The sequence below is a fragment of the Pseudomonas sp. HN2 genome (genome assembly GCF_020736465.1).
Classification (GTDB): domain Bacteria; phylum Pseudomonadota; class Gammaproteobacteria; order Pseudomonadales; family Pseudomonadaceae; genus Aquipseudomonas; species Aquipseudomonas moraviensis_A.
In genome coordinates, this window is sequence record NZ_CP085885.1 from 5934714 (window position 1) to 5959897 (window position 25184).

The 25184-nt window shown below is 60.3% G+C and carries 26 protein-coding genes; 5 read left to right on the forward strand and 21 right to left on the reverse strand.

What is annotated here, in order from left to right; genetic code table 11:
* Positions 1-13: 13 nt before the first annotated feature.
* From icmH to tssA, 17 genes are all read right to left on the reverse strand, one after another.
* Entirely contained in the window at positions 14-889 is an 876-nt protein-coding gene (icmH, locus tag LIS66_RS26470; RefSeq protein ID WP_016772511.1) for a type IVB secretion system protein IcmH/DotU, read from the reverse strand.
* Between the two features lie 5 nt (positions 890-894).
* A complete protein-coding gene (gene tssK / locus LIS66_RS26475; RefSeq protein ID WP_016772510.1) occupies positions 895-2226 on the reverse strand; it encodes a type VI secretion system baseplate subunit TssK in 1332 nt (443 codons plus the stop codon).
* Positions 2227-2228: 2 nt separating this feature from the next.
* The gene (gene tssJ / locus LIS66_RS26480) at positions 2229-2729 is read right to left on the reverse strand and encodes a type VI secretion system lipoprotein TssJ (RefSeq protein WP_016772509.1); all 501 of its coding nucleotides are present in this window, start codon (positions 2727-2729) and stop codon (positions 2229-2231) included.
* Positions 2730-2734: 5 nt separating this feature from the next.
* Positions 2735-3931, reverse strand: coding sequence for a type VI secretion system-associated FHA domain protein TagH (gene tagH / locus LIS66_RS26485; RefSeq protein WP_227973313.1), 1197 nt, complete (start codon positions 3929-3931; stop codon positions 2735-2737).
* 18 nt (positions 3932-3949) lie between these two features.
* Complete coding sequence (locus LIS66_RS26490; protein ID WP_003229566.1) at positions 3950-4090, reverse strand: hypothetical protein; 141 nt, start codon at positions 4088-4090, stop codon at positions 3950-3952.
* A gap of 297 nt (positions 4091-4387) precedes the next feature.
* Positions 4388-5908: a sigma-54 interaction domain-containing protein gene (locus LIS66_RS26495; RefSeq protein ID WP_227973314.1), complete on the reverse strand. Its 1521-nt coding sequence runs from the start codon at positions 5906-5908 to the stop codon at positions 4388-4390.
* A gap of 10 nt (positions 5909-5918) precedes the next feature.
* Complete coding sequence (gene tssH / locus LIS66_RS26500; protein WP_083353837.1) at positions 5919-8576, reverse strand: type VI secretion system ATPase TssH; 2658 nt, start codon at positions 8574-8576, stop codon at positions 5919-5921.
* An 11-nt stretch (positions 8577-8587) separates the two neighbouring features.
* Positions 8588-9595, reverse strand: coding sequence for a type VI secretion system baseplate subunit TssG (gene tssG, locus LIS66_RS26505; protein ID WP_056790879.1), 1008 nt, complete (start codon positions 9593-9595; stop codon positions 8588-8590).
* A complete protein-coding gene (gene tssF / locus LIS66_RS26510; protein WP_227973315.1) occupies positions 9559-11346 on the reverse strand; it encodes a type VI secretion system baseplate subunit TssF in 1788 nt (595 codons plus the stop codon). Before tssF ends, tssG begins: the two co-directional genes overlap by 37 nt.
* A 69-nt stretch (positions 11347-11415) precedes the next feature.
* Entirely contained in the window at positions 11416-11838 is a 423-nt protein-coding gene (locus LIS66_RS26515; RefSeq protein WP_042608089.1) for a hypothetical protein, read from the reverse strand.
* Between the two features lie 7 nt (positions 11839-11845).
* Positions 11846-12259 carry a hypothetical protein gene (locus tag LIS66_RS26520; protein ID WP_064365134.1) on the reverse strand — a complete coding sequence of 138 codons (414 nt, stop codon included), beginning with the start codon at positions 12257-12259 and terminating at the stop codon, positions 11846-11848.
* A gap of 52 nt (positions 12260-12311) precedes the next feature.
* The gene (locus tag LIS66_RS26525) at positions 12312-13241 is read right to left on the reverse strand and encodes a DUF6402 family protein (protein WP_064365135.1); all 930 of its coding nucleotides are present in this window, start codon (positions 13239-13241) and stop codon (positions 12312-12314) included.
* 12 nt (positions 13242-13253) lie between these two features.
* Positions 13254-13778: a PAAR domain-containing protein gene (locus LIS66_RS26530; protein WP_042608086.1), complete on the reverse strand. Its 525-nt coding sequence runs from the start codon at positions 13776-13778 to the stop codon at positions 13254-13256.
* An 11-nt stretch (positions 13779-13789) separates the two neighbouring features.
* A complete protein-coding gene (gene tssE / locus LIS66_RS26535; protein ID WP_123454704.1) occupies positions 13790-14197 on the reverse strand; it encodes a type VI secretion system baseplate subunit TssE in 408 nt (135 codons plus the stop codon).
* A gap of 9 nt (positions 14198-14206) precedes the next feature.
* Positions 14207-15682 carry a type VI secretion system contractile sheath large subunit gene (gene tssC, locus LIS66_RS26540; protein WP_007920272.1) on the reverse strand — a complete coding sequence of 492 codons (1476 nt, stop codon included), beginning with the start codon at positions 15680-15682 and terminating at the stop codon, positions 14207-14209.
* A gap of 25 nt (positions 15683-15707) precedes the next feature.
* Positions 15708-16211: a type VI secretion system contractile sheath small subunit gene (gene tssB / locus LIS66_RS26545; RefSeq protein WP_042608085.1), complete on the reverse strand. Its 504-nt coding sequence runs from the start codon at positions 16209-16211 to the stop codon at positions 15708-15710.
* Between the two features lie 32 nt (positions 16212-16243).
* On the reverse strand, positions 16244-17806 hold the full coding sequence (gene tssA, locus LIS66_RS26550; protein WP_042608084.1) for a type VI secretion system protein TssA: 1563 nt from the start codon (positions 17804-17806) through the stop codon (positions 16244-16246).
* 677 nt (positions 17807-18483) lie between these two features.
* Between tssA and LIS66_RS26555 the strand changes: the two genes are divergently transcribed.
* A complete protein-coding gene (locus tag LIS66_RS26555; protein WP_227973316.1) occupies positions 18484-18840 on the forward strand; it encodes a hypothetical protein in 357 nt (118 codons plus the stop codon).
* Positions 18841-18933: 93 nt separating this feature from the next.
* Here LIS66_RS26555 and LIS66_RS26560 read toward each other — a convergent pair whose 3' ends face one another.
* From LIS66_RS26560 to LIS66_RS26570, 3 genes are all read right to left on the reverse strand, one after another.
* On the reverse strand, positions 18934-19209 hold the full coding sequence (locus LIS66_RS26560) for an HU family DNA-binding protein (RefSeq protein ID WP_003213368.1): 276 nt from the start codon (positions 19207-19209) through the stop codon (positions 18934-18936).
* Positions 19210-19399: 190 nt separating this feature from the next.
* Positions 19400-20548, reverse strand: coding sequence for an NAD(P)/FAD-dependent oxidoreductase (locus LIS66_RS26565; protein ID WP_227973317.1), 1149 nt, complete (start codon positions 20546-20548; stop codon positions 19400-19402).
* 20 nt (positions 20549-20568) lie between these two features.
* Positions 20569-20736, reverse strand: coding sequence for a rubredoxin (locus tag LIS66_RS26570; RefSeq protein WP_016772491.1), 168 nt, complete (start codon positions 20734-20736; stop codon positions 20569-20571).
* 201 nt (positions 20737-20937) lie between these two features.
* Here LIS66_RS26570 and LIS66_RS26575 point away from each other — a divergent pair, with 201 nt between their 5' ends.
* The gene (locus tag LIS66_RS26575) at positions 20938-21498 is read left to right on the forward strand and encodes a chorismate--pyruvate lyase family protein (RefSeq protein ID WP_227973318.1); all 561 of its coding nucleotides are present in this window, start codon (positions 20938-20940) and stop codon (positions 21496-21498) included.
* Positions 21498-22388, forward strand: coding sequence for a 4-hydroxybenzoate octaprenyltransferase (ubiA, locus tag LIS66_RS26580; RefSeq protein ID WP_064365141.1), 891 nt, complete (start codon positions 21498-21500; stop codon positions 22386-22388). The genes LIS66_RS26575 and ubiA overlap by 1 nt, the downstream gene beginning before the upstream one ends.
* 112 nt (positions 22389-22500) lie before the next feature.
* Here ubiA and LIS66_RS26585 read toward each other — a convergent pair whose 3' ends face one another.
* A complete protein-coding gene (locus tag LIS66_RS26585) occupies positions 22501-22884 on the reverse strand; it encodes a hypothetical protein (protein ID WP_064365142.1) in 384 nt (127 codons plus the stop codon).
* 151 nt (positions 22885-23035) lie between these two features.
* On the opposite strand from LIS66_RS26585, the gene phoB reads away from it, so the two are divergent.
* A complete protein-coding gene (phoB, locus tag LIS66_RS26590) occupies positions 23036-23725 on the forward strand; it encodes a phosphate regulon transcriptional regulator PhoB (protein ID WP_007896474.1) in 690 nt (229 codons plus the stop codon).
* A 140-nt stretch (positions 23726-23865) separates the two neighbouring features.
* The gene (gene phoR, locus LIS66_RS26595; protein ID WP_252876266.1) at positions 23866-25152 is read left to right on the forward strand and encodes a phosphate regulon sensor histidine kinase PhoR; all 1287 of its coding nucleotides are present in this window, start codon (positions 23866-23868) and stop codon (positions 25150-25152) included.
* Positions 25153-25184 lie beyond the last annotated feature (32 nt).

The window sequence follows — 25184 nt, forward strand, 5'->3', positions numbered from 1 at the left end:
ACACGTCCCTGTTTTACGGCTGCGCCTGCGGTTGCACCGCGGCTGGATCAAGCGGCTGATAAGGATGCAGAACGGTGTCGCGTTGTTCGCTCAGGACCCAGGCGAAGCCTGAATACATCACCACCAGGCAGACCAGAGTAAAGAGCACCACCATCCACGCCGGCACGATGCGCACCAGGTTGCGGCGCTGATCGTTGAGACCTTCCCAGTGCGGCGACAACTCGCGCGGCACGTCGCCGCGCAACTGACGGATCTGCCGGTACAAGGCGTCGCGGATGCCTTCAAGCTCAAGCATGCCGCGTGCCTGTACGCGGTACTTGCCCTCGAAACCTAGGGACAGGCACAGGTACATCAGTTCGAGCATCGGCAGGTGCTTGACCGGGTTTTTCGACAGCCGATCGAGCAGCTGGAAAAACTTCTCGCCGCCGAAGGTTTCGTTGTGGAAGCTGCTCAGCAGGCTCATCTGCGACCACTCGCTTTCGTTGCCCCACGGCGTGGTCACGACAGCCTCGTCAACCACGGTGCAGAGCACGTAACGCGCGGCCATCACCTGGCTGCTTTCAGCGCCGTTGTGCAGGGCGCGTACTTCGAACAACTTGAGCCCGGCGGTCAGCCGCTCATTGAGCGCGTACAGATCTTCGCGGGTCTCGCTGTGCTTGAGGCGCACCACTTCCGAAAGCAGGTCGGAGGAGGCCGCGACCAGCGAGTTGAGGCTGATGTTGAACGCCTCCGCCGGACGCAGGCGCGCGGCGTAGATCATGCGTTCTTCCAGTTGCTCGAAACGCGGCGGCGCAGCGAAGTCGGTCAGCGGACTCGATGCCGGTCCGTGGCCCTGACGGTCGAGCAGGACGGTTTTGTCGTCCTGGTTGTAATCCGTTTCCTTGATCATTTCGGTCAGTTCCTGATGGCCCAGAATTTCAGTTCAAGCTCGGCGAATTCGCCGGACACGTGGAACGCGAAACCGCCGGAGCGCTCGAGTTGTGCCAGGTCTTCGGAACTGAGTTCGAGGATGAAATAGGTTTTGTTCGAGTGGAACGCGATCTGCCGTGGGGCCACCGGCAACGGTTTGACCTTGATCCCCGGCAAGTGCAGGTTGACCAGTTGGCGGATGCGCTCCACCGGGCCGACCTTGAGGTGCTGCGGCAAACGCTGACGCAGTTCTTCGGAGTCGCAGTTGGCACTGGCTGCGAGCACGAACGAGGCCGAGCCGAGCAGTTTGTGGTCGTGCAACGGCGAGACGATGATGCCGTACTGACGCGCCTGCAGGATCAGTTCGATGGCGTGCTGTTCGAGCACCATCGACAGCACCTGACGGATCGCTTCCATCAGTTTGCGGAAGCTTGCGCCCTGATCGGCGTGGGAATAGCGGCTGTCCAGACGCGGGCGTTTGCTCTCGCCGGAGAAGGTCGCCAGATCGCCGAGCATGGTCAGCAGCGTGCGGTACAACTCTTCCGGGTGCACCTGCTCAAGACCGAGGTAATGGCGCAGCAGCAGTTCGGTACGGTTGATCAGTTGCAGCATCATGAAGTCGCCGACTTCGGCGCCGCCGACCTTGCCGTTGGAGCGAATCCGCTCGGCAATGGTGTCGCCGCGGTGGCTGAGCATGCTGATGACTTCTTTCAGGCACGACAGCAGGTAGCTGGAGGCGTGCGCCTGAATGTAGGTCGGGACGAAATCCGGGTCGAGGCTGATGACGCCGTCGGGCGTGGTGTCGAGCACGTCGCAGATCTTCAGCTTCACGTAGGCCTGATCGCTCTGCTGCTCGCCGAGCAGCAGTTTGAAGTCCGGACGCCCGCAGCTGACCTGGCTGGCGGAGTCATCACCGGCGTTGGAGTCGGCGACTTCGGCGTCATACGCGGTGTAGCGCGCGAGCACGTCGGATTGCTCCGGGCGACGGGCCTCGATGTGGTTGCCGGTGACCAGCGGCAGCGCCAGATAGATCGGCGTGTTGCCGGTGTTCGGCGGCACGTCCAGCGCCAGCGGCTCGGTGTTGCCACCGAGTTCGAACAGGCTGCCGTCCGGCAGAATCCCCGAGGCTTCACTGATCACCAGTTTGCCCATGTTGAGGAACTGCAAGTCGATTTCCAGATTGAGAAAACCCCAGGTGTAGCCACCGAGCAATTGCGTGCGGGTTTTCATCTGGTGATCGTAGTAACGATCGTTGTGCTGGAAGTGCTGCGGGCGCAGCAGCATGCCTTCCTGCCAAATGACTTTATGGGTGTTCATGATCAGTCATCCGCCTTGGCGAGCACTTGTTGGGTGTTGCGGATACCGGCCTGATCGAGGGTCAGATCCGCCTCGGTGAGTTCCAGCGGAGTGATCTGCACGGTGTGGCGCCATTGCGTATCCGGTAGGTCGCGATAGGCCGCGAGGATGCCCACGTAACGGCTGCCCTCCTCCACGCTGAGTTTCAGCTCCACGGTTTCACCCGGGCGCAGTTCGAGTTCTTCGCTGGCCACCAGATCCGGGTTGAGGGATTCCTTGGCGCGCTCGTAGAGGCTGAAGAAATCAGCGTTCTCGAAGGTCACCGGGTGCTTGAGTTCGAACAGGCGCACGACGATCGGCGACGGCCGCCCGTTGAGGTCCGGGTTGAGCTGGTCGCTGCCGGTCAGCTTGAGGTTGATCTTGGTCACTTTCGAGTACGGCGACAGCGACGAGCAACCGGCGAGCAGCACCAGCACGGTGAGCGCAGTCAGCGTCTTGAAAAAAGCGGTCGAGCGGCGAGACATGCGCATCATCCTTGGTGGTCGGTGTGGAGGGTGGAGATCAGGCGGATCTGTTCTTCGTAAGCCTGAGCGAAGTCGCGGGCCAGCAGACGCTCGCTCCAGTCATCGTCCTGACGCAGTGCCTGGTGATAGCGGCCGAACGCTCTCCAGCGCCCGCCCGAAGTGGCGATCAATGGCTTGTTGTCACGCTCGAAACGCAAGGTCAGTTGCTCTGGCGAGAAGTGCTCCAGCGTGCCACGCACGGCGGCGCGGCTGGCCGTCAGCAGCGCCACTTGATGCGCCTGCAAATCGCGGAATGCGCGGGAGATCGCTTGCTCGGCCGGCAGATGTCCGGGCTTGCTTGGCTGCAACAGAATCTGCAGCGCCTCGCTCGGATCGACGGCGAATTTCAGCGGGTTCTTGTTGGTGCCTTGCACGGTGGTCTGGGCCAGACGCAGCTCGTTTTTCAGCTCCGAGCGGGTACGCAGGCTCTGCTGCAAACCGCCGATGCTCTGGCGCAGCAGGCGCGCTGCGTTCAGCGCCAGCGCTTCACGTTCGTCGTGGCTGAGGGCTTTGACGTCGACGCCCAGCGCCGCGCCGAAGTGCTCCCAGAAACCTTCGCTCTGACGCTCGACGGCTTTCGGCGCAGGCGCCGGCTCAGGCTCGACCGGGGCGGCAATCAGCTCCGGGACCATCAGGCTTTCCATGTCGATGCGCGCGTAGTCGGCACGCTGACGGGAATCTTCCGGCTTGGCGGTGGGCGACAGCAGCTCGTCGATTTCCGAGTAGACGCGCTCTTGCTGTTCGAGGGCATTGAGCGGGTCGAGATCAAGGAACGCGTCGTCCGGAATGATGCTGCCAGCGGCGCGCGGACGGCCGACTTCGCCATCGAACGTCGCCGGGTCACGGACCAGCCGCGCACGGATTTCGAAGTCGCCGAGAATGTAGGTGCTGCCGTGCTCGATGCGCACCGGCTCGCCCTTGTGCAGGCGTGCGCCGCTGCTGCCGTCCTGGACACCGTTGCTGCTGGTGTCGGTGAGGAAGAACGAGCCCTCGCGGTAACTGACAATCACGTGGTGATTGGACAGGTGACGCTTGCGGTCAGGGATGATCCAGTCACAGTCCTCGCCGCGCCCGATCACGCCACCGGCCTGTTTGAAGGTCCGCTGGCACAACTCGGTGGGCACGAACTGCTTGGTGTTCAGCATTTCGAAAACCAATTCCATGTTTGATGCTCCTTGCGGTCACTTGCCGCGATTGACCGCTTGCGGATCACCCAACGGGCGATAGTCGTTGTCGTTGAATTTGTAATTGCCGCTACAGCCGCCAAGGCCGCATAGAACGACGAGGGTCAGCAGGACAGCGTGCCAGTGACGAACAGACATCAGAGGGTCTCCAGGTGTAGACAAAGCACAAAGCGCCGGCCCTTTCGGGCGGCGCCGTTATTAGCGAATTCATTGTTTTGCGAGGCTCTGAACCGGGGCCTGAAGCCATGCCAGGGAGGAGCGACAACCTCCTGTGGCGAGGGAGCTTGCTCCCGCTGGGCTGCGAAGCGGCCCCAAAACCAGCCATCGCGGTGCTTCAGGACAATCGAGTTCACCGAGCTACGACTGCTGTGCAGCCGCGCGGGAGCCAGCTCCCTCGCCACAGGGAAGTTGTTCAGCTCAGGACACTTCTTCAGATCAACCATCGAAGTCTCCCAGATTGATGTTCAAGCGCCCCAGCCGATACAACAGCGTGCGTCGCGGCAGGCCCAGTTCGCGGGCGGCAAGGGTCTGGTTGCCATCGTTCTTGCGCAGGCAATCGAGGAGCAACGTGCGCTCGACCTGCTCCAGGCGTTCGCGCAGATTCAGGCCGCTGTTGTCCTCGGGCATCGGTTCCAGGCGCAGGGAAAAATGTTCGGCGAGCAACTCGCCACCCTCGCAAAGCAACACCGCGCGCTCGACCAGTGCCTTGAGTTCGCGAACGTTGCCAGGGAAGGTGTAACCGCTCAGATGCTCCAGCGCCGAGTCCGACCAGCGCACCGGATCACGCTGCAAAAACGTGCAGGTCTTCTCGGCGAAATGCCGGGCCAGATCGAGGATGTCGCCTTCGCGCTGACGCAGTGCCGGCAACTCGATCGGGAATTGCGCGAGGCGGTAGTACAAGTCCTCACGGAACTTGCCTTCGCTGACCAGCACCGCCAGATCACGGTGCGTCGCGGCGATGATGCGCACGTCGATCTTGTGCGTGTCGTTGGAACCCAGCGGACGGATCTCGCCTTCCTGCAACACGCGCAGAATCTTCGCTTGCAGCGACAACGGCATGTCACCGATTTCATCGAGCAGCAACGTGCCGCCATTGGCCGCGTCGAACAGCCCTGCGCGATCGCGATCGGCGCCGGTGAAGGCGCCTTTGCGGTAGCCGAACAGTTCGCTTTCCAGCAGGTTTTCCGGGAACGCCGCGCAGTTCTGCACGATGAACGCCTGGGAACGACGCGGGCCGCAATCGTGAATCGCCCGTGCCACCACTTCCTTGCCGGTCCCGGTCTCGCCCCGCAACAGCACGGTGTAAGGGCTGTGCAGAACCTTGCTGATCAGCGAGTAGGTCTGGCGCATCGCCGCACTTTTACCGATCAGGCCATAGCCGCTGATGCTCGGCACGCTGCGTGTGGCGGTGGCCGATTCGGCGGCTGGCTGACGCAGGCGTTGCAGCAGATGCAGTTGGCCGAGCACGAACGAACCGAGCTGGCCGAGGGAGTCGGCGAAACCCTGCAAGTCAGTGCGACGGCGACTGGCGCAGAGCAGCAAGCCCTCCACCGCCTTGTGCTGATTGACCAGCGGCACGCACAACAGCGACTGCCACGGCGTGCTTGCCGCCGGCAGAAAACTGGTTTCGTGCAGGCTGCCGGCGAGGTCGTCGAGGCAGACCACGCGGTTCTGACACAGGGCGAACTGCAGCAGTTGCTCGCCGTTGTAATCGGCCGGCAGGCTCGCCGCCTGACGGGGTTGCAGCGCGCCGTCGAGGCACTCGGCGTTCATGCCCAGGCAAGTGTGGGTGGCGTCGAGCAGATACAGCTGGGTCAATTCGCAACCGCTCAGCTCGCCCAGGCCACGGACGAATTCACCCAGCAGCACAGCACTGTCCGCCGCCCGCGACAGACTGGCGAACTGCGCCAGCAACGCTTCGGCGTAGGCCAGTGGCTGCGGCACCTGAGTGAACATCACGCCCACCTCAGACGAACTCGCAGGTCACGCTGGAGTTGCCGTCGAGCGTGGCATGCACACGCTTGAGGCTTTCGCCGGTCGCCATCGCGTCGAGCAGACGATCAGCCACCAGCGGCAGCACGTGCTGATCGAGCAGATGATCGATCAGGCGCGCGCCGCTTTCGCTTTGCGTGCAGCGCTCGGACAGGTGATCGACGAGGTTCTGGCACCAGCTGAATTCCAGCTGACGACGGCTCAGACGCTCGCCGAGACGGCCGAGTTTGATCTCGATCAGCTCGCGCAGCACCGGGCCGCCCACCGGGTAGTACGGCACCACTTTCATCCGCGCCAGCAGCGCCGGTTTGAAGTGCTTGCTGAGCACCGGGCGAATGGTTTCTTCGAGGACTTCGGCGGTCGGCCGTGCGCCGTTTTCGCAGAGGTCGCTGATCTTGTCGCTACCCAGGTTCGAGGTCATCAGGATCAACGTATTGCGGAAGTCGATCTCGCGACCTTCGCCATCGTTGGCCACGCCTTTATCGAAGATCTGATAGAACAGGTTGAGCACGTCCGGATCGGCCTTCTCGACTTCATCGAGCAACACCACCGAATACGGCTTCTGGCGCACGGCCTCGGTGAGCATGCCGCCCTCGCCGTAACCGACGTAGCCCGGCGGTGCACCGATCAGGCGCGAGACGGTGTGTTTCTCCTGGAACTCGGACATGTTGATGGTGGTGATGAAACGGTCGCCACCGTACAGCAGATCAGCCAGGGCTAGCGCGGTTTCGGTCTTGCCGACGCCGCTCGGGCCGACCAGCAGGAACACCCCGACCGGTGCATCCGGTTTGTTCAGACCTGCAGCGGTGGCGCGCATCGAGCGATCCAGCGCGTGCACGGCTTGTTCCTGACCGCGAATGCGGGTGCGCAGATCGGTGGCGAAACTGGCGACCTTGGCGTTGTGCTCGCGGGCCAGTTGCGCCAGTGGCACACCGGTCCAGGCGCTGATCACTTCGGCAACCAGACGCGGACACACTTCGAAGCTGACCAGACGTTCTTTGACTTGCGCGGCAGTCAACGCGGCGTGGGTTTCATGCAGCTGGGCTTCCAGCGCTTCGACGCTCTGGCCTTCTTCAACCTCGGCGACCACGGTTTCAATCACCGTGCCTTCGGCATCTTCTTCCACGCTGACGGTCGGCTCGACGGCTGCGGCTTCGCGGGCCTTGGCCAGTTGCTGACGCAGTTCCAGCAGACGCTCGGCCAGTTCTTTCTGTTCGGTCCAGAGAGTTTCCAGCGCGACCATTTCCTCTTCGGCTTCGTCCAGACGCGCTTCCAGTGCCTCCAGCGCTTCGTGGTCGATCAGCAGACCTGCCTCGGCATCGCGGCGCAGGGCCTGACGCTGACGGCCACCTTCAGCCAGTTCGCCACGCAGGCGCTCTAGGCTTTCCGGGGCGGCGGCGAGGCTGATGCGCACGCGGGCGCACGCGGTGTCGAGGACGTCGACAGCCTTGTCCGGCAATTGCCGACCGGCCAGGTAACGCGCGGACAATTCAGCGGCGGACACCACCGCGTCATCGCGCAGGTAGATACCGTGGCTCTTCTCGTAGACCTGAGCCAGACCACGCAGAATGGTCACTGCTTCGCTGACGGTCGGTTCGTGCAATTGCACGGGCTGGAAACGGCGGGCCAGCGCCGGGTCTTTCTCGAAGTATTTCTTGTACTCGGCCCAGGTGGTCGCGGCGATGGTGCGCAGTTCGCCACGGGCCAGCGCCGGTTTCAGCAGGTTGGCCGCGTCTGAGCCGCCAGCATTGCCGCCCGCGCCGATCAGCGTGTGGGCTTCGTCGATGAACAGAATGATCGGTTTCGGCGAGGCTTTGACTTCATCGATCACGCCTTTGAGACGACGCTCGAATTCACCTTTGACGCTGGCGCCGGCCTGCAACAGGCCCATGTCCAGCGACAGCAATTCAACGCCTTTGAGCACCTGCGGCACTTCACCAGCAGCGATGCGCGAGGCGAGGCCTTCGACGATGGCGGTCTTGCCGACACCGGCCTCACCAACGACGATCGGGTTGTTCTTGCGGCGCCGGGCGAGGATGTCGACCATCTGCCGAATCGCGCCGTCACGGCACAGCACCGGGTCGAGTTTGCCGTCGCGGGCCTGCTGAGTCAGGTTGTGGGTGAAGCGCTGCAACAGCGATTCGCCCTGCGCCGCCGGTTTGCCATTGGCCGCCGGTTGCTCCTGTTGCGACAGGGCAAATTCTTTCAGGCGATCAATGTTCAGTTTGGCGAGCAGCGGTTGATAGCGGCTGCCGGCATAGCGCATCGGGTTGCGCAGCAACGCCAGGATCAGCGCGGCGTCTTCGACCTGGGTCTGGCCCAGTTCGAGATTGGCCACCAGCAGTGCGTCTTGCAGCCACTGCACCAGCTCCGGGGCGAACACCGGGTTGCGCGAAGCGCTGTGTTCGACTCGCGATTGCAATGCAGCGGTCAGTTCACCGGCGTCGACGTCAGCATCTTGCAACGCGCGCGACAGCAAGCCGTTCGGGCGCTCGAGCAAGCCCAGCAGCAAGTCTTCGACGAGGATCTTGCTGCCGCCCCGGGCGACGCAACGCTCGGCCGAACGCTCCAGATCACGACGGGTTTCGGCGTCCAGCGCCTGGATGAGTTGTTGCAGGTCTACGTTGATCATGGCTCACGTCCTTAATGAATTTTGCTGCCCAGGGTCACCACGCCGTCCGCTTTTTCGCGGCCCAGCCAACTGGTCCAACCGAGGCGACAGGCGTTCTGCTCACCGATGCGCAGTTCGCGGATTTCTTCCTGGCGCAGGACCAGGCGAATGTCGTAATCGAGCGGGTCACGCAAGGTGAACCGCACCAGCGCGCAGAGCGGCTGGTAGCCGAAACCGATCGGCAGGAATTCATGGAATCGCTGCCAGTCGAGTTCGGTGATGTGAATGCGGAATTTGCCGCTGCGATCGCGCACGTGCTCGCCCAGCACCAGGTCTTCGCCGAGTACGCTGTTGGCGCGGCCCAAACGATTGCGCTGCTCGTCGAGAATTTCCACGCGGCGCTCGATGCACTGCTCGATGACCAGGTCTTCGTGCTTGAAGTAGTAACGCAGCACGGCTTCGATCAGCGCCGCCGAGTGTGCCCGCAGACTGAGCAGGCCGAGGTACGGCAGCAGGCGTTTCCAGTTGAGTTCCTTGGCCTTGCGGATCTCGTCACCGCCCAGGCCGATCAGCGCAAAAAGTTGCGCCGAGAAGGGATCGATCGCGCCGCTCTGGAAGCTCGCGCGGTAGCGGTACTTGCGCCAGATCGGCAGCATCAGTCGTTGCAGGCGATGGTGGAACAGGTCGAGGAAATTGCGCGTCGGGTTACCGTCTTCGCTGTCGCCCAGCGCCTGCTCGCCGTAGAACGCCGGCAGCGGCGAACCGGAGCCCACCAGGCCGATCAGGTTGAAGCGCATGCGCGCGCGCATCTTGCCGTGCTCTTCGAAAAACTCCACGCGATCAACGTCGCTGCGCGGAAAACCCAGACTCGGGTTGGCCTGGAACTCGACCTGGTCGTACAGATCGTCTTCGCTCAGATGCGGGTGTGCCTCGCGCAGCCGGTCGATCACCAGCAGCACGGCCTGAAACAGCGAGTACTCGCGTATTACCTTGGTCAGCCCGCTTAAAGCAGGGGCTGCAGGCCCATACGTGGTGTCCATTGGTACACCTCTCCCTGTGTGCTTTTTACCCGCAGCTCATGGAATGAATTGAGGCTGGCGTAAAGCGCGAAAAACTCGTTGAGAACCGAAGCGAAGACGAACAGATCGCCCTCGCCGATATAGCCTTCCGGATCGATGGTCAGTTCGGTGCGCAGACCGCGTACCGGCAGGCCACGATGCAGTCGGTCGACGTGGTGATGCTTGATGTGCTTGAGGCCGCCGAGCAGACGCTTGCTGACCTTTTCCGCGTGCTGGTCGTAGTAGCGCGGCAGGTCGTAGGTTTCCAGAATCACCTTCAACGCATTGACGTCCGCCAGCGACAGATAGTTGAGCGACATGTTGCTGATCAGCTTCCACAGGAAGTCGCGGTTCAGCGGCGGCGCGAAGCTCGACGTGGGCGGGGTGATGTTGCGGAAACTGAGGAATTCCGGGGTCTGCTCGCTGGCCATGCAGATGTCGCCGAGCTTGAGCTTTTTCGGCAGGTTCTGGTTGGTGCACATCAGCTCGATCGACAGCGTTTCGTGGGCTTCGGTGTGGCGGATGCCGAAGCTCAGGTAAGTGTCGAGGCCGTCATGCAACAAGGACGAGCGCTGGCGAATGCTGTAATGCGGACGGCTGTTGGGCACGTCGAAACTCGGGTCGTGCTCGAAGGATTCGAACGGCACGTATTCCTGATAACCGAGGCCGCCGGGCTTCCAACCGGTCACGGTTTCTACCGAAAACACACCGCAGTTTTCCAGGTCGTACTCCGCCGGCAGCAGCAGGTATTCGTCCTGCTTGCCATCGAGACGGATCGGCAATGCGTCGTGCTCGAACAGATTAACGATCGGCGTGCAGAACAGCTTGACGTTATCCAGGGTCGGACGCATGCGCATGATGCCGCTCTTGCGAATGTCGAAACGCAATTCGAGGCCGCGCATCTGCTTGAGGGTGTCTTCCGGCAGTGCCTTGAGGATGTCCAGACCGTTGACGTCGACGAACAGGAATTTGTCCTGGAAGGCGAAGTATTCCTGCAGGTAGCGATAGCCACGGAAGGTGTTCAGCGGATACGGGATCAACGCTTCTTCTTCGGCAAAGCCCACCGGTTTCACCCGGTCACCGGGAATCTTGAACGCCATCGGCTTGCCGCTGACGCCATCAATCGCCTTGCCGGCCCCGTCGAGCGGGATCAGCTCGATGCCGTCGAGGTTGCGCAGCAGGCTCAGATAAAGCATCTGGCTGATGTAGCGCTCGCCGGCGAAGTGCAGGCGCAATTTGCTCAGCTCCAGTTCACCGAGATGGCCGTCGGCGCTCATTTCCAGACGCAGGCTGAGCAGCGAGCCGTCGCCTTTCACCGAATAATTCAGCGCAGCCAGATCCAGTGGCAGCACTTCGGTCGGGTAGCAGGTGCGGAAGCGGCAGCGCACGTCATCGATCGGCTTGCTCTCGATCGGCGTATCGCGCTCAACCAGCAGCGCCGGGCCGGAACGCTTGAGCGGATCAAACTGCAGAATGCTGAACGCCGGCAGCGGGCGCATGTAGTTCGGCCACAGCAGCTGCATCAGCGAATGGCTGAGCTCCGGCAGCTCGTCATCGAGCTTCTGCCGCAGGCGCCCGGTGAGAAACGCAAAGCCTTCGAGCAACCGCTCCACATCCGGATCCCGCCCGGCCTGCCCCAGATACGGCGCCAACGCCGGACTACGCTCGGCGAAACGGCGACCGAGCTGGCGCAGTGCGGTGAGTTCGCTTTGGTAGTAGTGGTTAAAGGACACGGGGTACCTGCCTGGTAATGGAGCTCATGGAATTACCGACCTGTGAATTACGTTCAACGCCCGACTTGGTCATTGGATTGCACCTGCAGGCCGACTTGGCTGAATGCGACCTGTGATGTTTCGCAAAGCCCAGCGCAACTCGATGACTTGAGTGGTGAGGATCGCCAGCAACGTGACGCAACCTTGGGCCACGCCGTAGAACAGGGCTCTTAACGGGTTGTCGGGTAGCATCCAGAGCAGGATGAAGCCCACCATCAGAAAAAGGATGACCAGCTTGGCAACCAGATTTGGAGTCAGCGCAACGATCAGATTGACGCCCAGAAAAATGTAAAACAGTGAGTAAGTCGCAATTCCGATGGCGACGCCATGGGAGGTAAATCCGCCGTTAAAAAGCTTGTAAGCATGCACAACCGCGTAATTCAAAAATGCATAAGCCACGCATCCGAGGGCGTGGGTTAATAAACATAGGTCGAGACGGACGTAGCTGTTCATACTGCTATCAGTTTTCCAGAATCTCGTAGGGTGTATTACTGATGAAAATATTCAGCCAGCTTTCTTCCCATTGCGGCATGGAAATTACAAAAGCCTTATCTTTCTTTTCGAAGGAGATCCAAGTAATTCCAACCTCAGCATCATCTTCAAATGTACGCATATCCAATGACTGAGTATCATACAGCGGGGTTCGATATACCTTTTCTGGCTCTTTTGAATCGATAACTCTTAAATACGCCATACCACCAAGCATGAAGATCCTGCCGACACGTACATTCTCAATTGTGTAGCGGCCCGAGGGACTAGCTGTAGTTGTACTTGCAGGATAATCCAGCATTGCGTTCAAGCAATAAACGAGCAATGCAATAAACACCAAGAGCAAACTGATAGGCACTAGCCATTTCTTTTTAAGCGTAGTCATTTTTTCGCCACACCCAGTTCGACAGCGGATTGTACACGAGTAAAAATGCGCATCATTTATTCCAAACATTAATAACTGTCACGGGAACGTTTTGATATTGAACATCAGACAAAACCTGGAAATCACCGCCTTTTTTAAACTCCATCCGATATTTTACAAAGTGAGAATTTGTAATATAGAAATAACGCGAGCTTTCTATTTCCCTAAACATCGCCTGAGAATCTTCCGCACTGATATAGGGGTTTGAAGCGATGTCTGACTTCATCTGCGCTGCACCGGTATTTGCGGTGGCCGCATAGGCAGGGTTGGCTATACCATCAAAGTTCCAGAACCCCAATGGCTGACTGAAATTGTCATCCGGTGAGTCATTGAAGTCATACGCGTCCTCAGCATAAAACCCAATTCGCTCCACAAACAGCTGAATGCTATCTACGGAAATCACCAGTTTTCCTTCTGGAAATACGCGGACATTAAAGTTTGCCAGCGCAGCTCGCAACTCATCAGTCTTGTCTATCAGGCCAAATTTAACTGCTCGACTATTACTGTATCCAAACTCTTCAACCTTCCTGGCGCTCGCAAACTTAAAAGGATAGACACCCGGCGCCGAGCCAAGATACTTATCTTTAATCTTCTTGCTTATATTATTACGACCTGCAGTATTATCCCAAGCAGACTTAAGCTCTTCAATGACAGCTTTCGCAGGTTCAAACTGCATCAACCAGTCCATTTTTACGATAGTGTCATTCACGTAGGCGATGTCAGCAAGAGCAATATGGTCTTTGACCTCTTTACTCATCGCACCATCGGCGGTTGGCCATGGCGCGCCATCAAACCAGTGGCGCATAAGCTTCGCAGCAACTGGCCATTTCATCTTATCCATCGCATCAGGTATATCTGTGATTTTGAATTGACGGACAGCTGCAGACTTACCAGTTTGGTTACTGGCCGGCGTCAGACTTGATGCTATTTTCGTATCCGCCATAACAAAATCCTTTTATCCAATTACGACTTCAGATTGCTGTTCAATAGTCAACTCATAGGACTCCGCTATAGAGGACGAGATTTTTTGCGTCTTCCCGTCGGCTCCCGTGACCCCACTGATAACTTTCCCCGAGGCTGTTTTGAAGCTGTATGCCACTCCCGCCAGTGGCTTCCCAGAGTCCTGACAATTGATGACGTAGTGCTCGTTAAACGGCCATTTGATCTCCACCGGCAACGGCGGAACAAACGGCGCTGGCGAATGCGAATTGCCAATAATCACCGTCCCGGACCCAGCCGTAACCTTGTTGCCATGGGTCCCCACCGAATCAACCGTGGCGGCCGGTTTGCCGTTGATCAAAACGGTAGTGGCAAGGTCGCCGACCAGCGCACCACCACACGCCGAGGCATCGCCTTGGCGGGCGGCCGCGAGGCCGTCGAAGAATACGTCGCCGGAACCGGCGGCGATCGGGTTGGTGCCGTGGCCGGGAAGCGGGCAAGCGGTGGGGTCGGATACGCGTGCTGCAGGTTTGCCAGACATCGGGGTTCTCCTTAGGTGACCTTCACTTGTCCGCTGCCATCCAGGCGCGCGGAAAAACTGACCTGACGCTTGAACCCCTCGACTTCCAGCAGGCCTTCGATACTGAAGGCCAGGCGAAGTTGATCGTGGTCACGCGGCAGGGAAATGACACGCACATTGCTCAGGCGTGGCTCGTAGGCTTCGATGAAGTTTTCGATAGCCAGACGGGCCTGACTCAGGGAGTCGTGCAGGCTCAGGCGCATGTCATTGAGATCGGGCAACCCGTAGTCGGACAGCGTTTGCACGCTGCCGGCCCGGGTGCTGAGCATTTTGGCCAGATGGGCAGCCACTGACGCCATGGCACAAGCCTCAAGGCTGTTGCCCTTGCGTAGTTGTGCGTCGCCGTTGAGGCGTTCGAACAGGCTGCCGTATCCGTCCATGAGTCGCTCTTACTCTTTGTCCAGCTTGCCAACCAGCGACAGGGTGAAATCGGCACCCATGTACTTGAAGTGCGGACGCACGTTCAAGCTCACGCGGTACCAGCCCGGCTCGCCTTCAACGTCGCTGACGATCACTTGCGCAGCGCGCAGCGGACGACGGCCACGCACTTCGGCGCTCGGGTTTTCCTGGTCGGCAACGTACTGACGGATCCACTTGTTCAGTTCCAGCTCGAGGTCGGTACGCTCTTTCCACGAACCGAGTTGCTCGCGCTGCAGCACTTTCAAGTAGTGAGCCAGACGGTTGACGATCATCATGTACGGCAGTTGGGTGCCGAGCTTGTAGTTCAGCTCTGCCGCCTTGCCTTCTGCGCTGATGCCGAAGAACTTCGGCTTCTGCACCGAGCTTGCGGAGAAGAACGCCGCGTTGTCGGAGCCTTTGCGCATGGTCAGGGAGATGAAGCCTTCCTCGGCCAGTTCGTATTCACGACGGTCGGAAACCAATACTTCGGTAGGGATCTTGGTTTCGATTTCGCCCATGCTTTCGAAGTGGTGCAACGGCAGGTCTTCAACCGCGCCACCGCTCTGCGGGCCGATGATGTTCGGGCACCAGCGGAATTTGGCGAAGCTGTCGGTCAGCTTGGTGCCGAACGCGTAAGCGGTGTTGCCCCACAGGTAGTGCTCGTGGCTGTTGGCAACGGTTTCCTTGTACACGAACGATTTGACCGGGTTTTCTTCCGGATCGTACGGGTTGCGCAGCAGGAAACGCGGCACGGTCAGGCCAACGTAGCGGGAGTCTTCGGAGGTACGGAAGCTCTGCCATTTGGCGAATTGCGGGCCTTCGAAGTGGTCTTTCAGATCCTTCAGATCCGGCAGGCCGGTGAAGCTTTCCAGACCGAAGAATTTCGGCCCGGCGGCAGCGATGAACGGCGCGTGGGACATGCACGAAACGCTGGCCACGTACTGCATCAGCTTGACGTCTGGCGAGCTTGGCGACATGTAGTAGTTGGCAATGATCGCGCCCACCGGCTGACCACCGAACTGGCCGTATTCAGCGGTGTAGATGTGCTTGTACAGGCCCGACTGCATGACTTCCGGCGAATCTTCGAAATCGTCCAGCAGGTCTTCCTTGGAGACGTTGAGGATTTCGATCTTGATGTTTTCGCGGAAGTTGGTGCGGTCGACCAGCAACTGCAGACCCCGCCACGACGATTCCAGTGCCTGGAAATCCGGGTGGTGGAGGATCTCGTCCATCTGACGGCTGAGCTTGGCATCGATCTCGGCGATCATGCGGTCAACCATGGCTTTCTTGACCGGCTCACCGTTGTTCTGCGGCTTGAGCAGTTCTTCGATGAACGCCGACACACCGCGCTTGGCGATGTCGTAGGCTTCGTCGTCCGGAGTCAGACGGGTTTCGGCGATGATGCTGTCGAGAATGCTGTACTCGCCGTTGCCGGCGCTCTTCTCTTGTGCTGCGCTAGTGCTCATTGTGTTGGCTTCCTTGGCTGGAGTCTCAGGCGTCCGGGGCTGCGGCGTTCAGGCCCAGCTCACCGAGTACGCGACCGCGGGATTCGTCGTCGGCGAGCACGCCTTCGATCGCTTTACGGAACGCAGGTGCGTTACCCAGCGGGCCTTTGAGGGCCACCAGCGCATCGCGCAGTTCCATCAGTTTTTTCAGCTCAGGCACTTGCTCGACCAGGCTGGCCGGGTTGAAGTCCTTCATCGAATTGACGCGCAATTGCACGGCCAGCTCTTCAGCCTCGCCATCTTCCTGCAGACGGTTCGGCACGCTCAGCGTCAGACCCAGCTCTTGCTTGGCCAGCACTTCGTCGAAGGTCACCTTGTCGATGCTGATCGGCTTGCGATCTTCGATTTTGCGATCGTCCTTGCGGTGGGTGTAGTCACCGATTGCCAGCAGCTTCAGCGGCAGTTCAATCTCTTCCTGAGCACCGCCGGTGGCGGGTTTGAAGGTGACGTTGATGCGTTCCTTGGGGGCTACCGAGCCTTCTTTGGCCATGGCTTTTCTCCTTGCGGTTGTGGCCCTGGGGCCTATTCGAGTACCACTTCGAGGTCGAGGTGGCACAGCCTGCGATAAATCTCTTCCTTGCGTTCACGTACGGCATGGTTCTGCGGCAACAACTCGCAGCAACTGTGCAGCAGGTGCAGCACTTGCAATGCAAGCTCCGGCTCCCAGGCGTGCAGGCCTGAGTCCAGTAATGTCTGATCGAGGGTTTCGAGCTGGTTCTTGGCCAGTTCGTATTTCTTGGCCAGGAAGCACAGCCGCGCGAGGGCGAACTGCCAGAAAAAGCGTTCGCGCCCGCCGAAGGCTGATTGCAAACCCTGCTTGAGAATCTGCACGGCGGGTTTCAAACCTTCCTTGCGCAGGATCGGCTGGACGTCCTCGAGGGCTTTTTCCCAGGCCGGCTGGGTTTCGACGTTTTCGCTTTCGACCTTGCGCGGTGCGCTGGCGCTTTGCAGGTGCGGCATGACGTTGGCGGCGATCCACGCCCGGGTGGACGGATCGGCAAACGGCGCGCCGTCATGGAAGCGCAACTCGATGATGCCCGGCAGGCGCTGAATCAAAAGCGCGAAGTGGATTTCCACTTCGCGCATGGCCAGCTCGGCGTTGAGGTTCTGCAGACATTCCCAGACCATCCTCTGGCCATCGAACCAGAACGGCGCCTTCGCCAGGCTCGCCTCCAGTTCCACCAGCAGGTCGGCGTATTTGCCCTGATCGAAGCGGTCCTGATAGAGCTTGAGCTTTTCCAGCGGCAGGCCACGCAGCACGGTGATCTGCTCGGCGTTGCGCTCGGGCACCGCATCAACGGTCATCCACAGCAGCGTACGGTTCAGGCGCAGGGCGCGCAGGTCGGTGGCCTTCTGCTTGAGCCACCAGGCGCACAACGGACGGGCGCTTTCCTGCTGCGCGCGCAGGGCTTTGTGCGCATCGCGTTCGTTGTCGATCGGCGCACCGGGGGCGAGCAATTGACTCGCGGCCTGCTTGACCTGCGCCACCGCCGCACCCACCACGCCGGGGGCCGGCTGGTTGTCGGCTGCGCGCTGGATCATGGTTTTCAGGCGACGGGAGATCGGCAGCAGCAGCGGCGCGTCATCGCCCAGATGTTCGGTGCAGGCAGCCTCGAGGCCGGCCAGGTGCTCAGAGAGCTGCCGGAACATCGGCAACTGCTCTTTGATCGCAATGTTTTCGGTGATGACCTGCTCGAGACGCGGCACCAGCCAGCCGATCGCGGCGGCACGGGTGCGGGGTTTGAGCGGGTGGACGTCGGCCCAGTGATTTTCCGACAGATGGTGCAGCAGACCGAGGCCGGCGAGCAGCCCCGGAAAGGATTCGCGCTGATACAGCGACCACGTCAGCCAGGCGCCGACACGCAGATCCTTGGATTGGGTACGCAGCAGGTTTTCGCTGTTTTCGCGGATTTTCAGCCAGTCGATCTGCCCGCTTTCGTGCATCGACGAAGCCTTGGCCAGCTCACTTTCCAGCGCCTCGAATTCGCTCGAGAAACGAACGTCTTCGCCCGCGAAATTCTCTTTGGAAACAGAGACTTTTGCGAGTTCGAGGTAATGGGCGGAAAGTTTGCTTGAGTAGGACATCCATGGCCTTTAGTAAGGATTACAGTCAGACGCGCGAATGGAGTTCAGCAACGCGGGACAGTATCGAAGAGCAGTGACGCGACTCATCCAATTGAGATGTGCTCTTTCAAGTGGGCGCATCGTAATCACTATGATGGCCACTAGCAAGCATCTGATTAAACAACAAGACGAAGTGTTCAGTGGGCTCTGTAGGAGATCGCCCTATATGTCACAGGGGTTTCCCTGAGGCCGCTTATTAGTCAGCGCATTTTCCCTGCTCCCGCCAAACCATTGACCCAGAGCCTCCCGACGCAGCCGGGCGAGTTTACCGGACGCTCGCATCCTCGAGCGGCGTGCAGCATGCCAAATTCAAAAAAAAATAGAAGTAGGACACTTCCGAATGACTAACGGCATATTTCAACCAATCGTTCGCGACAACGAGCAGTTCAAAAAGTGCCATCACAATGATGGCATCCCGCTTATTGAAACTTCATTCTGCAACAAATACGCCCTCGCATTGCAACGTCGATAGTTATCGGTGCGGCTTTTTTATAAGCTATCGCACTTAATGGCGGAAAATACTCTGATAAAAGACAGGGATAATTCTTACAAAGATTCATATCTTGCAGGGGATTGGCTCCGGAGCCGAACACAAGCAAATTCCCCCCTCATGAAACGCAGGTCAGGAGCTTTAACTCATGGAATTGAAACCTCTGTTTTTCGCAGCGCTCATGTGGCTGCCCATCACCCAGGCGTCAGCGGAAACCCCACCATTGGACGGCCATTATTATTTGACCGGCGCAATGGAAATGGGCGCTGAGTTGCTATTGCGCAAGGACGGGACGTTTGACGCGGGTGTGGCGTATGGCAGTGCCGATGGTTTTGCCAAAGGCACCTGGAAAGTAGAGAACCAGACAGTGCGGCTGAAAAGCCAGACCAAACCCGCTTCCGACAGTGATCTGGGCGGGCTGTTCCAGGACCTGCAATTGGCAATCGAACCAAACTGTCTGGCCGTGGATTTCGGCAACGGCAAGGCTTGCTTCCGCCGCCAGTAAGTCATCAGGCAACCAAAAAAATGGGCACCCGACCGCAATCGGTGTGCCCATTTTTTTGCGGTTCTCCCCGTTATTCAGGGAAGTACGCCGCCATCAAGGATTGACGCTGTCTTTCAACGATTTGCCTGGCTTGAACGCAACGGTGTTGCTGGCCTTGATCTTGACCGGTTCGCCGGTTTGCGGATTTTTGCCGGTGCGGGCGCCGCGGTGGCGTTGCAGGAAGGTGCCGAAGCCGACCAGCGTCACGCTGTCCTTGCGGTGCAGGGCGCCGGTGATTTCTTCGAGGACGGCGTTGAGGACGCGGTTGGCCTGTTCTTTGGTCAGGTCTGCCTTTTCGGCGATTGCAGCGGCGAGTTCTGGTTTACGCATTAGTGAAGCCCCTTTGACGGTTTTTTGTTGTTATGTCCGTGCTGTTCTCGTTGGAACAGCGCCCAAGGCGCCGCAGGCTCTACTCTGCGGCAGACGGGAGTGAGAATGGCACGCCGCCAACGGCGGCGCCAGTCTCCCCAAGAGCTTTGTCGGGGCAAAAGAGCGGTGATTGCGACAGAACGACCGGCATTTACGCCAGCAGCGGCGGCAGCTGTTTGTTCAAGGCCAGTTTTTCCATGACGGCCGCCCCAGTCAGGGCGTATCCGAGCAACCGACCGTCGGCACTGTGGCATAGCGCTTTGATGTCGGCGCCCTGCCCTTCGACGCTCCATACACCTTCGCTGCCCCGTGGCGGCGGCGACACCACCAGCGGGCATACCGGGGTTTTCACGGTGATCGGCATCGGCCCGTAACTGACCGCGGTCGGGTTTCCGGCGAGGGTTTGCGCCAGCGCCCGAGCGCAACTCATCAGCGGCATCACGTAGAGCAGATTGAGCCCATCGACTTCGGCGCAGTCGCCCAAGGCGAAGATGTTGGCGTGGGAAGTCTTCAGGTAACGATCGACCATCACACCGCGATTGATCTGCACGCCGGCAGCCGCCGCCAGATCGATGCGTGGGCGCAGGCCGATCGCCGAGACGACCACATCGCACGGGATGATCTGGCCGTCGGACAGGTGTGCTTCCAGCCCATCGGTGACTTTCTCCAGCCGGGTCAGCACCGGGCCGAGATGAAACTTCGCTCCGATACTTTCCAGCCCGACCTGCACGGCGGCCGCAGCGGCGGGATGCAAGAGCATCGGCATGACCTGCTCGCACGGCGCGACCAATTGCACCTCGTAGCCGCCAAGGATCAGGTCATTGGCAAATTCGCAGCCAATCAGCCCCGCCCCCAGCAACAACACCCGACGCTTGCCCGCCGCGGCGGCACGAAAGCGCGCGTAGTCTTCGAGATCGTTGATCGGAAACACCAGATCGCTGCCGTCGCCTTCGATCGGTACGCGCACGGTTTCCGCGCCCCAGGCAAGGATCAGGTCGCGATAGGGCACGGCTTCTTCGCCGATCCACAAGCGTTTGTGGCCGGCGTCGATGCCGCTGATGCGCGTGTGGGTGCGCACTTCGGCCTTCAACTGCTCGGCCATGGCGCCGGGTTCAGCCATGCTCAGGCCGTCGGCGTCCTTGTTCTTGCCGAAACCGGTGGAGAGCATCGGCTTGGAGTAAGAGCGGCCGTCATCGGCGGTGATCAGCAACAGCGGGGTTTCGCTGTCGAGCTTGCGAAACTCCCGGGCCAGGTTATAGCCCGCAAGCCCGGTGCCGATGATGACGACTGGTGCGCTCATGCCTTACTCCTTGTGTGTTTTCAGTTGATTTCGATCATTTCGAAGTCCATTTTGCCGACGCCGCAGTCGGGGCACAGCCAGTCTGCCGGTACGTCTTCCCAGCGGGTGCCCGCCGCGATGCCGTCATCCGGCCAGCCATCGGCTTCGTTATAGATCAGGCCACAGACGATACATTGCCACTTCTTCATTCAGGTACTTCCTCAGGGTTCAGGCGTAGTGCCGGCGCGGATGGTCGATGGGTGCTGCGCTGCCATCCGGCTCAGGGCGTTTTGTACTGAGGGTGCCGGGCAGATGCAAGCCTGTTCGGCGCAACGGCGGCCGGCGCCACTCGATCTTGTCGCCCGCCATGGTAAGCTCGCCGCCTCATTTGCGGCCAATAATGACTCATTGTGCAACATTCAAATGCCTGCCTCACCCCGCTCTGGCTGAGCCAGAACCGCCTGACGCCCCGCCCCGATCCGCTGACCCTCGACTGGCTGTTCGACGAAGGTTCGCTGACCCGCCGTCTGACCCGTTTGTCCGAGGATGGCTTCAGCGTGTCGCCGTTGTTCGAAGGCTGGGACACCCTGCGCGCTGACGAATGCACAGCGCTGGATCTGGCCGAGGGCAGCGAAGGCTGGGTGCGTGAGGTGTATCTGCGCGGTCATGGCGAAGCCTGGGTGTTTGCCCGCAGCGTCGCCGCGCGCGCGGCCCTGCAAGGCGATGGGCTGCACATGGATGAACTGGGCAGCCGCTCGTTGGGCGAATTGCTGTTTTGCGATCAGGCGTTCCAGCGTCGCGCGATTGAAGTCTGCCACTACCCTGAACAATGGCTGCCGTCAGCGGTGAGAGCCCCTGAGCTGTGGGGCCGGCGTTCGCGTTTCGATCGTGGCGCGCTGAGCGTGCTGGTCGCGGAAATCTTCCTGCCGAGCCTGTGGGACGCCGCCCGCGCCCACCCGGAGAACTGCTGATGTATCAGAGCCTGCTCAAGTCCCTCAACCGTCTGAACCCGCGCGCCTGGGATTTCGTTCAGTTGACGCGCATGGACAAGCCGATCGGTATTTACCTGCTGCTGTGGCCGACGCTGTGGGCACTGTGGATCGCCGGCAAGGGTTCACCGTCGCTGGCCAATATCGTCATCTTCGTCCTCGGCGTGGTGCTGACCCGCGCCGGCGGCTGCGTGATCAATGACTGGGCCGACCGCAAGGTCGACGGCCACGTCAAACGCACCGCACAACGGCCGCTGGCCAGCGGCCGGATCAGTTCGAAAGAAGCGCTGGTGTTCTTTGCCGTGCTGATGGGCATCAGTTTTCTGCTGGTGCTGTGCACCAACGCGCCGACCATCTGGCTGTCGCTCGGCGGTCTGGCGCTGGCGTTCACTTATCCGTTCATGAAGCGCTACACCTACTACCCGCAAGTGGTGCTGGGCGCGGCGTTTTCCTGGGGCATGCCCATGGCCTTCACCGCCGAGACCGGCGAGCTGCCAGCGGCGGCGTGGCTGCTGTGGATCGCCAATCTGCTGTGGACGGTGGGTTACGACACTTATTACGCGATGACCGACCGCGATGACGACCTGAAGATCGGCGTGAAATCGACGGCGATTCTGTTTGGCGAGGCCGATCGAGTGATCATCCTCAGCTTGCAGGCGCTGTCGCTGGGCTGCCTGGTCCTGGCCGGGTCAAAGTTCGAACTGGGCGTCTGGTTCCACCTTGGCTTGCTGGTGGCGGCCGGGTGTTACGGGTGGGAATTCTGGTACACCCGCAGCAAGGACCGCATGCGTTGCTTCAAGGCGTTTTTGCACAATCACTGGGCCGGGTTGGCGATCTTTGTCGGGATCGTCCTGGATTACGCACTGCGCTAAATACAACCCCTGTAGGAGTGAGCCTGCTCGCGATAGCGGTGTGTCAGTTGACGAAAGCATCGACTGACACACCGCTATCGCGAGCAGGCTCACTCCTACAAGGGCACCGTGGTTATTTGGCTTTGGCGACTTTCCAGGCGCCGTCCATTTTGCCGTCGCCGGTCATGTCACCGGCCTTCTTGTCCATCACGAAGGTGTACAGCGGCATGCCCTGGTAGGCCCACTGCATCGAACCGTCATCACGTTTGATCACTGTCCAGTCGCCCATGGATTTATCGCCGGCCTCAGCCTTCAGCGGCGGCCAATTCGCCGCGCATTTGTCGTTGCAGGCAGATTTGCCAGCGGAATCCTTGGCAAAGGTGTACAGGGTCATGCCCTTGTGATCGGTGTACATGCCGTCCTTCTCCATCGCCGGATCGGCAGCCATGGCCAGTCCCGGCAATGTCAGGGCGGCGGCCATCAGCAGGGCTTTGAAAGAAGCAGTCATCTGAGTCATGGAAACCTTCTTTTGTGGTTGTCAGGATTCGGGCTTAGAGCTTAGTCGAGGATGCGGACAAATGTTGCCGGCCTGAAATACTGTCACACGACTGCAATAATTCCGTTATCTAATGCGGCGCAAGACAGTTAAATGACAAGAGGATTAAGGCATGGTTGGCAGGAGCATTCTGATCGTCGACGACGAAGCGCCCATTCGCGAAATGATCGCCGTGGCGTTGGAAATGGCCGGCTATGACTGCCTCGAGGCAGAGAACTCGCAGCAGGCCCACGCCATCATCGTCGACCGCAAGCCGGACCTGATCCTGCTCGACTGGATGCTGCCCGGCACTTCCGGCATCGAACTGGCCCGACGCCTCAAGCGTGACGAGCTGACCGGAGACATCCCGATCATCATGCTCACTGCCAAGGGCGAAGAAGACAACAAGATCCAGGGCCTGGAAGTCGGCGCCGACGACTACATCACCAAACCGTTTTCCCCCCGTGAACTGGTCGCCCGCCTCAAAGCCGTGCTGCGCCGCGCCGGCCCGACCGATGGCGAAGCGCCGATCGAAGTCGGCGGCCTGCTGCTCGACCCGATTAGCCACCGCGTGACCATCGACGGCAAACCCGCCGAGATGGGCCCGACCGAATACCGTCTGCTGCAATTCTTCATGACCCATCAGGAACGCGCCTACACCCGTGGCCAGTTGCTCGATCAGGTTTGGGGCGGCAACGTCTATGTCGAGGAGCGCACCGTCGACGTGCATATCCGCCGCCTGCGCAAGGCCCTCGGCGACGCCTACGAAAATCTGGTACAAACCGTGCGCGGCACCGGCTACCGCTTCTCCACAAAAGCGTAAAAAAGCAGCTGCAAGCTTCCAGCTACAAGCGGCAAGTGAAAGCCGATCCGTTTTAGCTTGGAGCTTGCGGCTTGAAACTTGAAGCTGCGGCTAAGGACGCCCTCGTGAATCAAAACTGGCATGGCACCCTGATTCGCCACATGCTGTTGCTGGTCACCGCCTGCCTGGTGATCGGCCTGATCACCGGCTATTACGGCTGGAGCCTCGCGGCCGGCCTGGGTCTCTATCTGGCCTGGACGCTCAAGCAATTGCTGCGTCTGCACGAATGGCTGCGCCAGCACCAGCCCGACGAAGCGCCGCCCGATGGCTATGGTCTGTGGGGCGAGGTCTTCGACAGCATCTACCACCTGCAACGTCGCGACCAACGGGTGCGCGGGCGCCTGCAAGCGGTGATCGACCGGGTGCAGGAATCCACCGCTGCGCTGAAAGACGCGGTGATCATGCTCGACAGCGACGGCAATCTGGAATGGTGGAACCGCGCCGCCGAAACCCTGCTCGGCCTGAAGACTCCGCAGGACAGCGGCCAACCGGTGACCAACCTGGTGCGGCACCCGCGCTTCAAGGAGTATTTCGAGCAGGACAGCTTCGCCGAGCCGCTGGAAATTCCCTCGCCGACCAATGATCGGGTGCGCATTCAGCTGTACCTGACCCGCTACGGCAACAATGAACACCTGATGCTGGTCCGCGATGTCACGCGCATCCATCAGCTGGAACAGATGCGCAAGGATTTCATCGCCAACGTCTCCCATGAGTTGCGCACCCCGCTGACAGTGATCTGCGGCTACCTGGAAACCCTGCTCGACAATGTCGAAGAAGTGAACCCGCGCTGGAGCCGTGCCCTGCAACAGATGCAGCAACAGGGCGGGCGCATGCAGACGCTGCTCAACGATTTGTTGCTGTTGGCCAAGCTGGAAGCCACCGATTACCCGTCGGACAACCAGCCGGTGCAGATCGACACGCTGCTGCAATCGATCACCAGCGATGCGCAGCAGTTGTCCGGCGCGAAAAACCAGCGCATCACCCTGGAAGCCGACGCCCGCCTGGTGCTCAAGGGCAGCGAGGCCGAACTGCGCAGTGCGTTTTCCAATCTGGTGTTCAACGCGGTCAAGTACACCCCGGCCGAGGGCAACATCCGCATCCGCTGGTGGGGCGACGAGCAAGGCGCGCACCTCAGCGTGCAGGATTCCGGCATCGGCATCGACAGCAAACATCTGCCGCGCCTGACCGAACGCTTCTACCGTGTGGACTCCAGTCGCAACTCCAACACCGGCGGCACCGGCCTCGGCCTGGCCATCGTCAAGCACGTGTTGTTGCGCCACCGCGCGCGCATGGAGATCAGCAGCGTGCCCGGCCACGGCAGCACGTTCACCTGCCATTTCGCCCCGGCCCAGGTGGCCAGCGCACGGGCCATCAGCGCCACCGAGTGACGCCGCCCGGCACGCGCCACTAGGCAATCGCC

Excerpts from the sequence above, each read along its gene's own strand:
- icmH (WP_016772511.1), bottom strand. The coding sequence starts at position 889 with ATGATCAAGGAAACGGATTACAACCAGGACGACAAAACCGTCCTGCTC.
- tssK (WP_016772510.1), bottom strand. The coding sequence starts at position 2,226 with ATGAACACCCATAAAGTCATTTGGCAGGAAGGCATGCTGCTGCGCCCG.
- tssJ (WP_016772509.1), bottom strand. The coding sequence starts at position 2,729 with ATGTCTCGCCGCTCGACCGCTTTTTTCAAGACGCTGACTGCGCTCACC.
- tagH (WP_227973313.1), bottom strand. The coding sequence starts at position 3,931 with ATGGAATTGGTTTTCGAAATGCTGAACACCAAGCAGTTCGTGCCCACC.
- LIS66_RS26490 (WP_003229566.1), bottom strand. The coding sequence starts at position 4,090 with ATGTCTGTTCGTCACTGGCACGCTGTCCTGCTGACCCTCGTCGTTCTA.
- LIS66_RS26495 (WP_227973314.1), bottom strand. The coding sequence starts at position 5,908 with ATGTTCACTCAGGTGCCGCAGCCACTGGCCTACGCCGAAGCGTTGCTG.
- tssH (WP_083353837.1), bottom strand. The coding sequence starts at position 8,576 with ATGATCAACGTAGACCTGCAACAACTCATCCAGGCGCTGGACGCCGAA.
- tssG (WP_056790879.1), bottom strand. The coding sequence starts at position 9,595 with ATGGACACCACGTATGGGCCTGCAGCCCCTGCTTTAAGCGGGCTGACC.
- LIS66_RS26515 (WP_042608089.1), bottom strand. The coding sequence starts at position 11,838 with ATGAACAGCTACGTCCGTCTCGACCTATGTTTATTAACCCACGCCCTC.
- LIS66_RS26520 (WP_064365134.1), bottom strand. The coding sequence starts at position 12,259 with ATGACTACGCTTAAAAAGAAATGGCTAGTGCCTATCAGTTTGCTCTTG.
- LIS66_RS26525 (WP_064365135.1), bottom strand. The coding sequence starts at position 13,241 with ATGGCGGATACGAAAATAGCATCAAGTCTGACGCCGGCCAGTAACCAA.
- LIS66_RS26530 (WP_042608086.1), bottom strand. The coding sequence starts at position 13,778 with ATGTCTGGCAAACCTGCAGCACGCGTATCCGACCCCACCGCTTGCCCG.
- tssE (WP_123454704.1), bottom strand. The coding sequence starts at position 14,197 with ATGGACGGATACGGCAGCCTGTTCGAACGCCTCAACGGCGACGCACAA.
- tssC (WP_007920272.1), bottom strand. The coding sequence starts at position 15,682 with ATGAGCACTAGCGCAGCACAAGAGAAGAGCGCCGGCAACGGCGAGTAC.
- tssB (WP_042608085.1), bottom strand. The coding sequence starts at position 16,211 with ATGGCCAAAGAAGGCTCGGTAGCCCCCAAGGAACGCATCAACGTCACC.
- tssA (WP_042608084.1), bottom strand. The coding sequence starts at position 17,806 with ATGTCCTACTCAAGCAAACTTTCCGCCCATTACCTCGAACTCGCAAAA.
- LIS66_RS26555 (WP_227973316.1), top strand. The coding sequence starts at position 18,484 with ATGGAATTGAAACCTCTGTTTTTCGCAGCGCTCATGTGGCTGCCCATC.
- LIS66_RS26560 (WP_003213368.1), bottom strand. The coding sequence starts at position 19,209 with ATGCGTAAACCAGAACTCGCCGCTGCAATCGCCGAAAAGGCAGACCTG.
- LIS66_RS26565 (WP_227973317.1), bottom strand. The coding sequence starts at position 20,548 with ATGAGCGCACCAGTCGTCATCATCGGCACCGGGCTTGCGGGCTATAAC.
- LIS66_RS26570 (WP_016772491.1), bottom strand. The coding sequence starts at position 20,736 with ATGAAGAAGTGGCAATGTATCGTCTGTGGCCTGATCTATAACGAAGCC.
- ubiA (WP_064365141.1), top strand. The coding sequence starts at position 21,498 with ATGTATCAGAGCCTGCTCAAGTCCCTCAACCGTCTGAACCCGCGCGCC.
- LIS66_RS26585 (WP_064365142.1), bottom strand. The coding sequence starts at position 22,884 with ATGACTCAGATGACTGCTTCTTTCAAAGCCCTGCTGATGGCCGCCGCC.
- phoB (WP_007896474.1), top strand. The coding sequence starts at position 23,036 with ATGGTTGGCAGGAGCATTCTGATCGTCGACGACGAAGCGCCCATTCGC.
- phoR (WP_252876266.1), top strand. The coding sequence starts at position 23,866 with ATGCTGTTGCTGGTCACCGCCTGCCTGGTGATCGGCCTGATCACCGGC.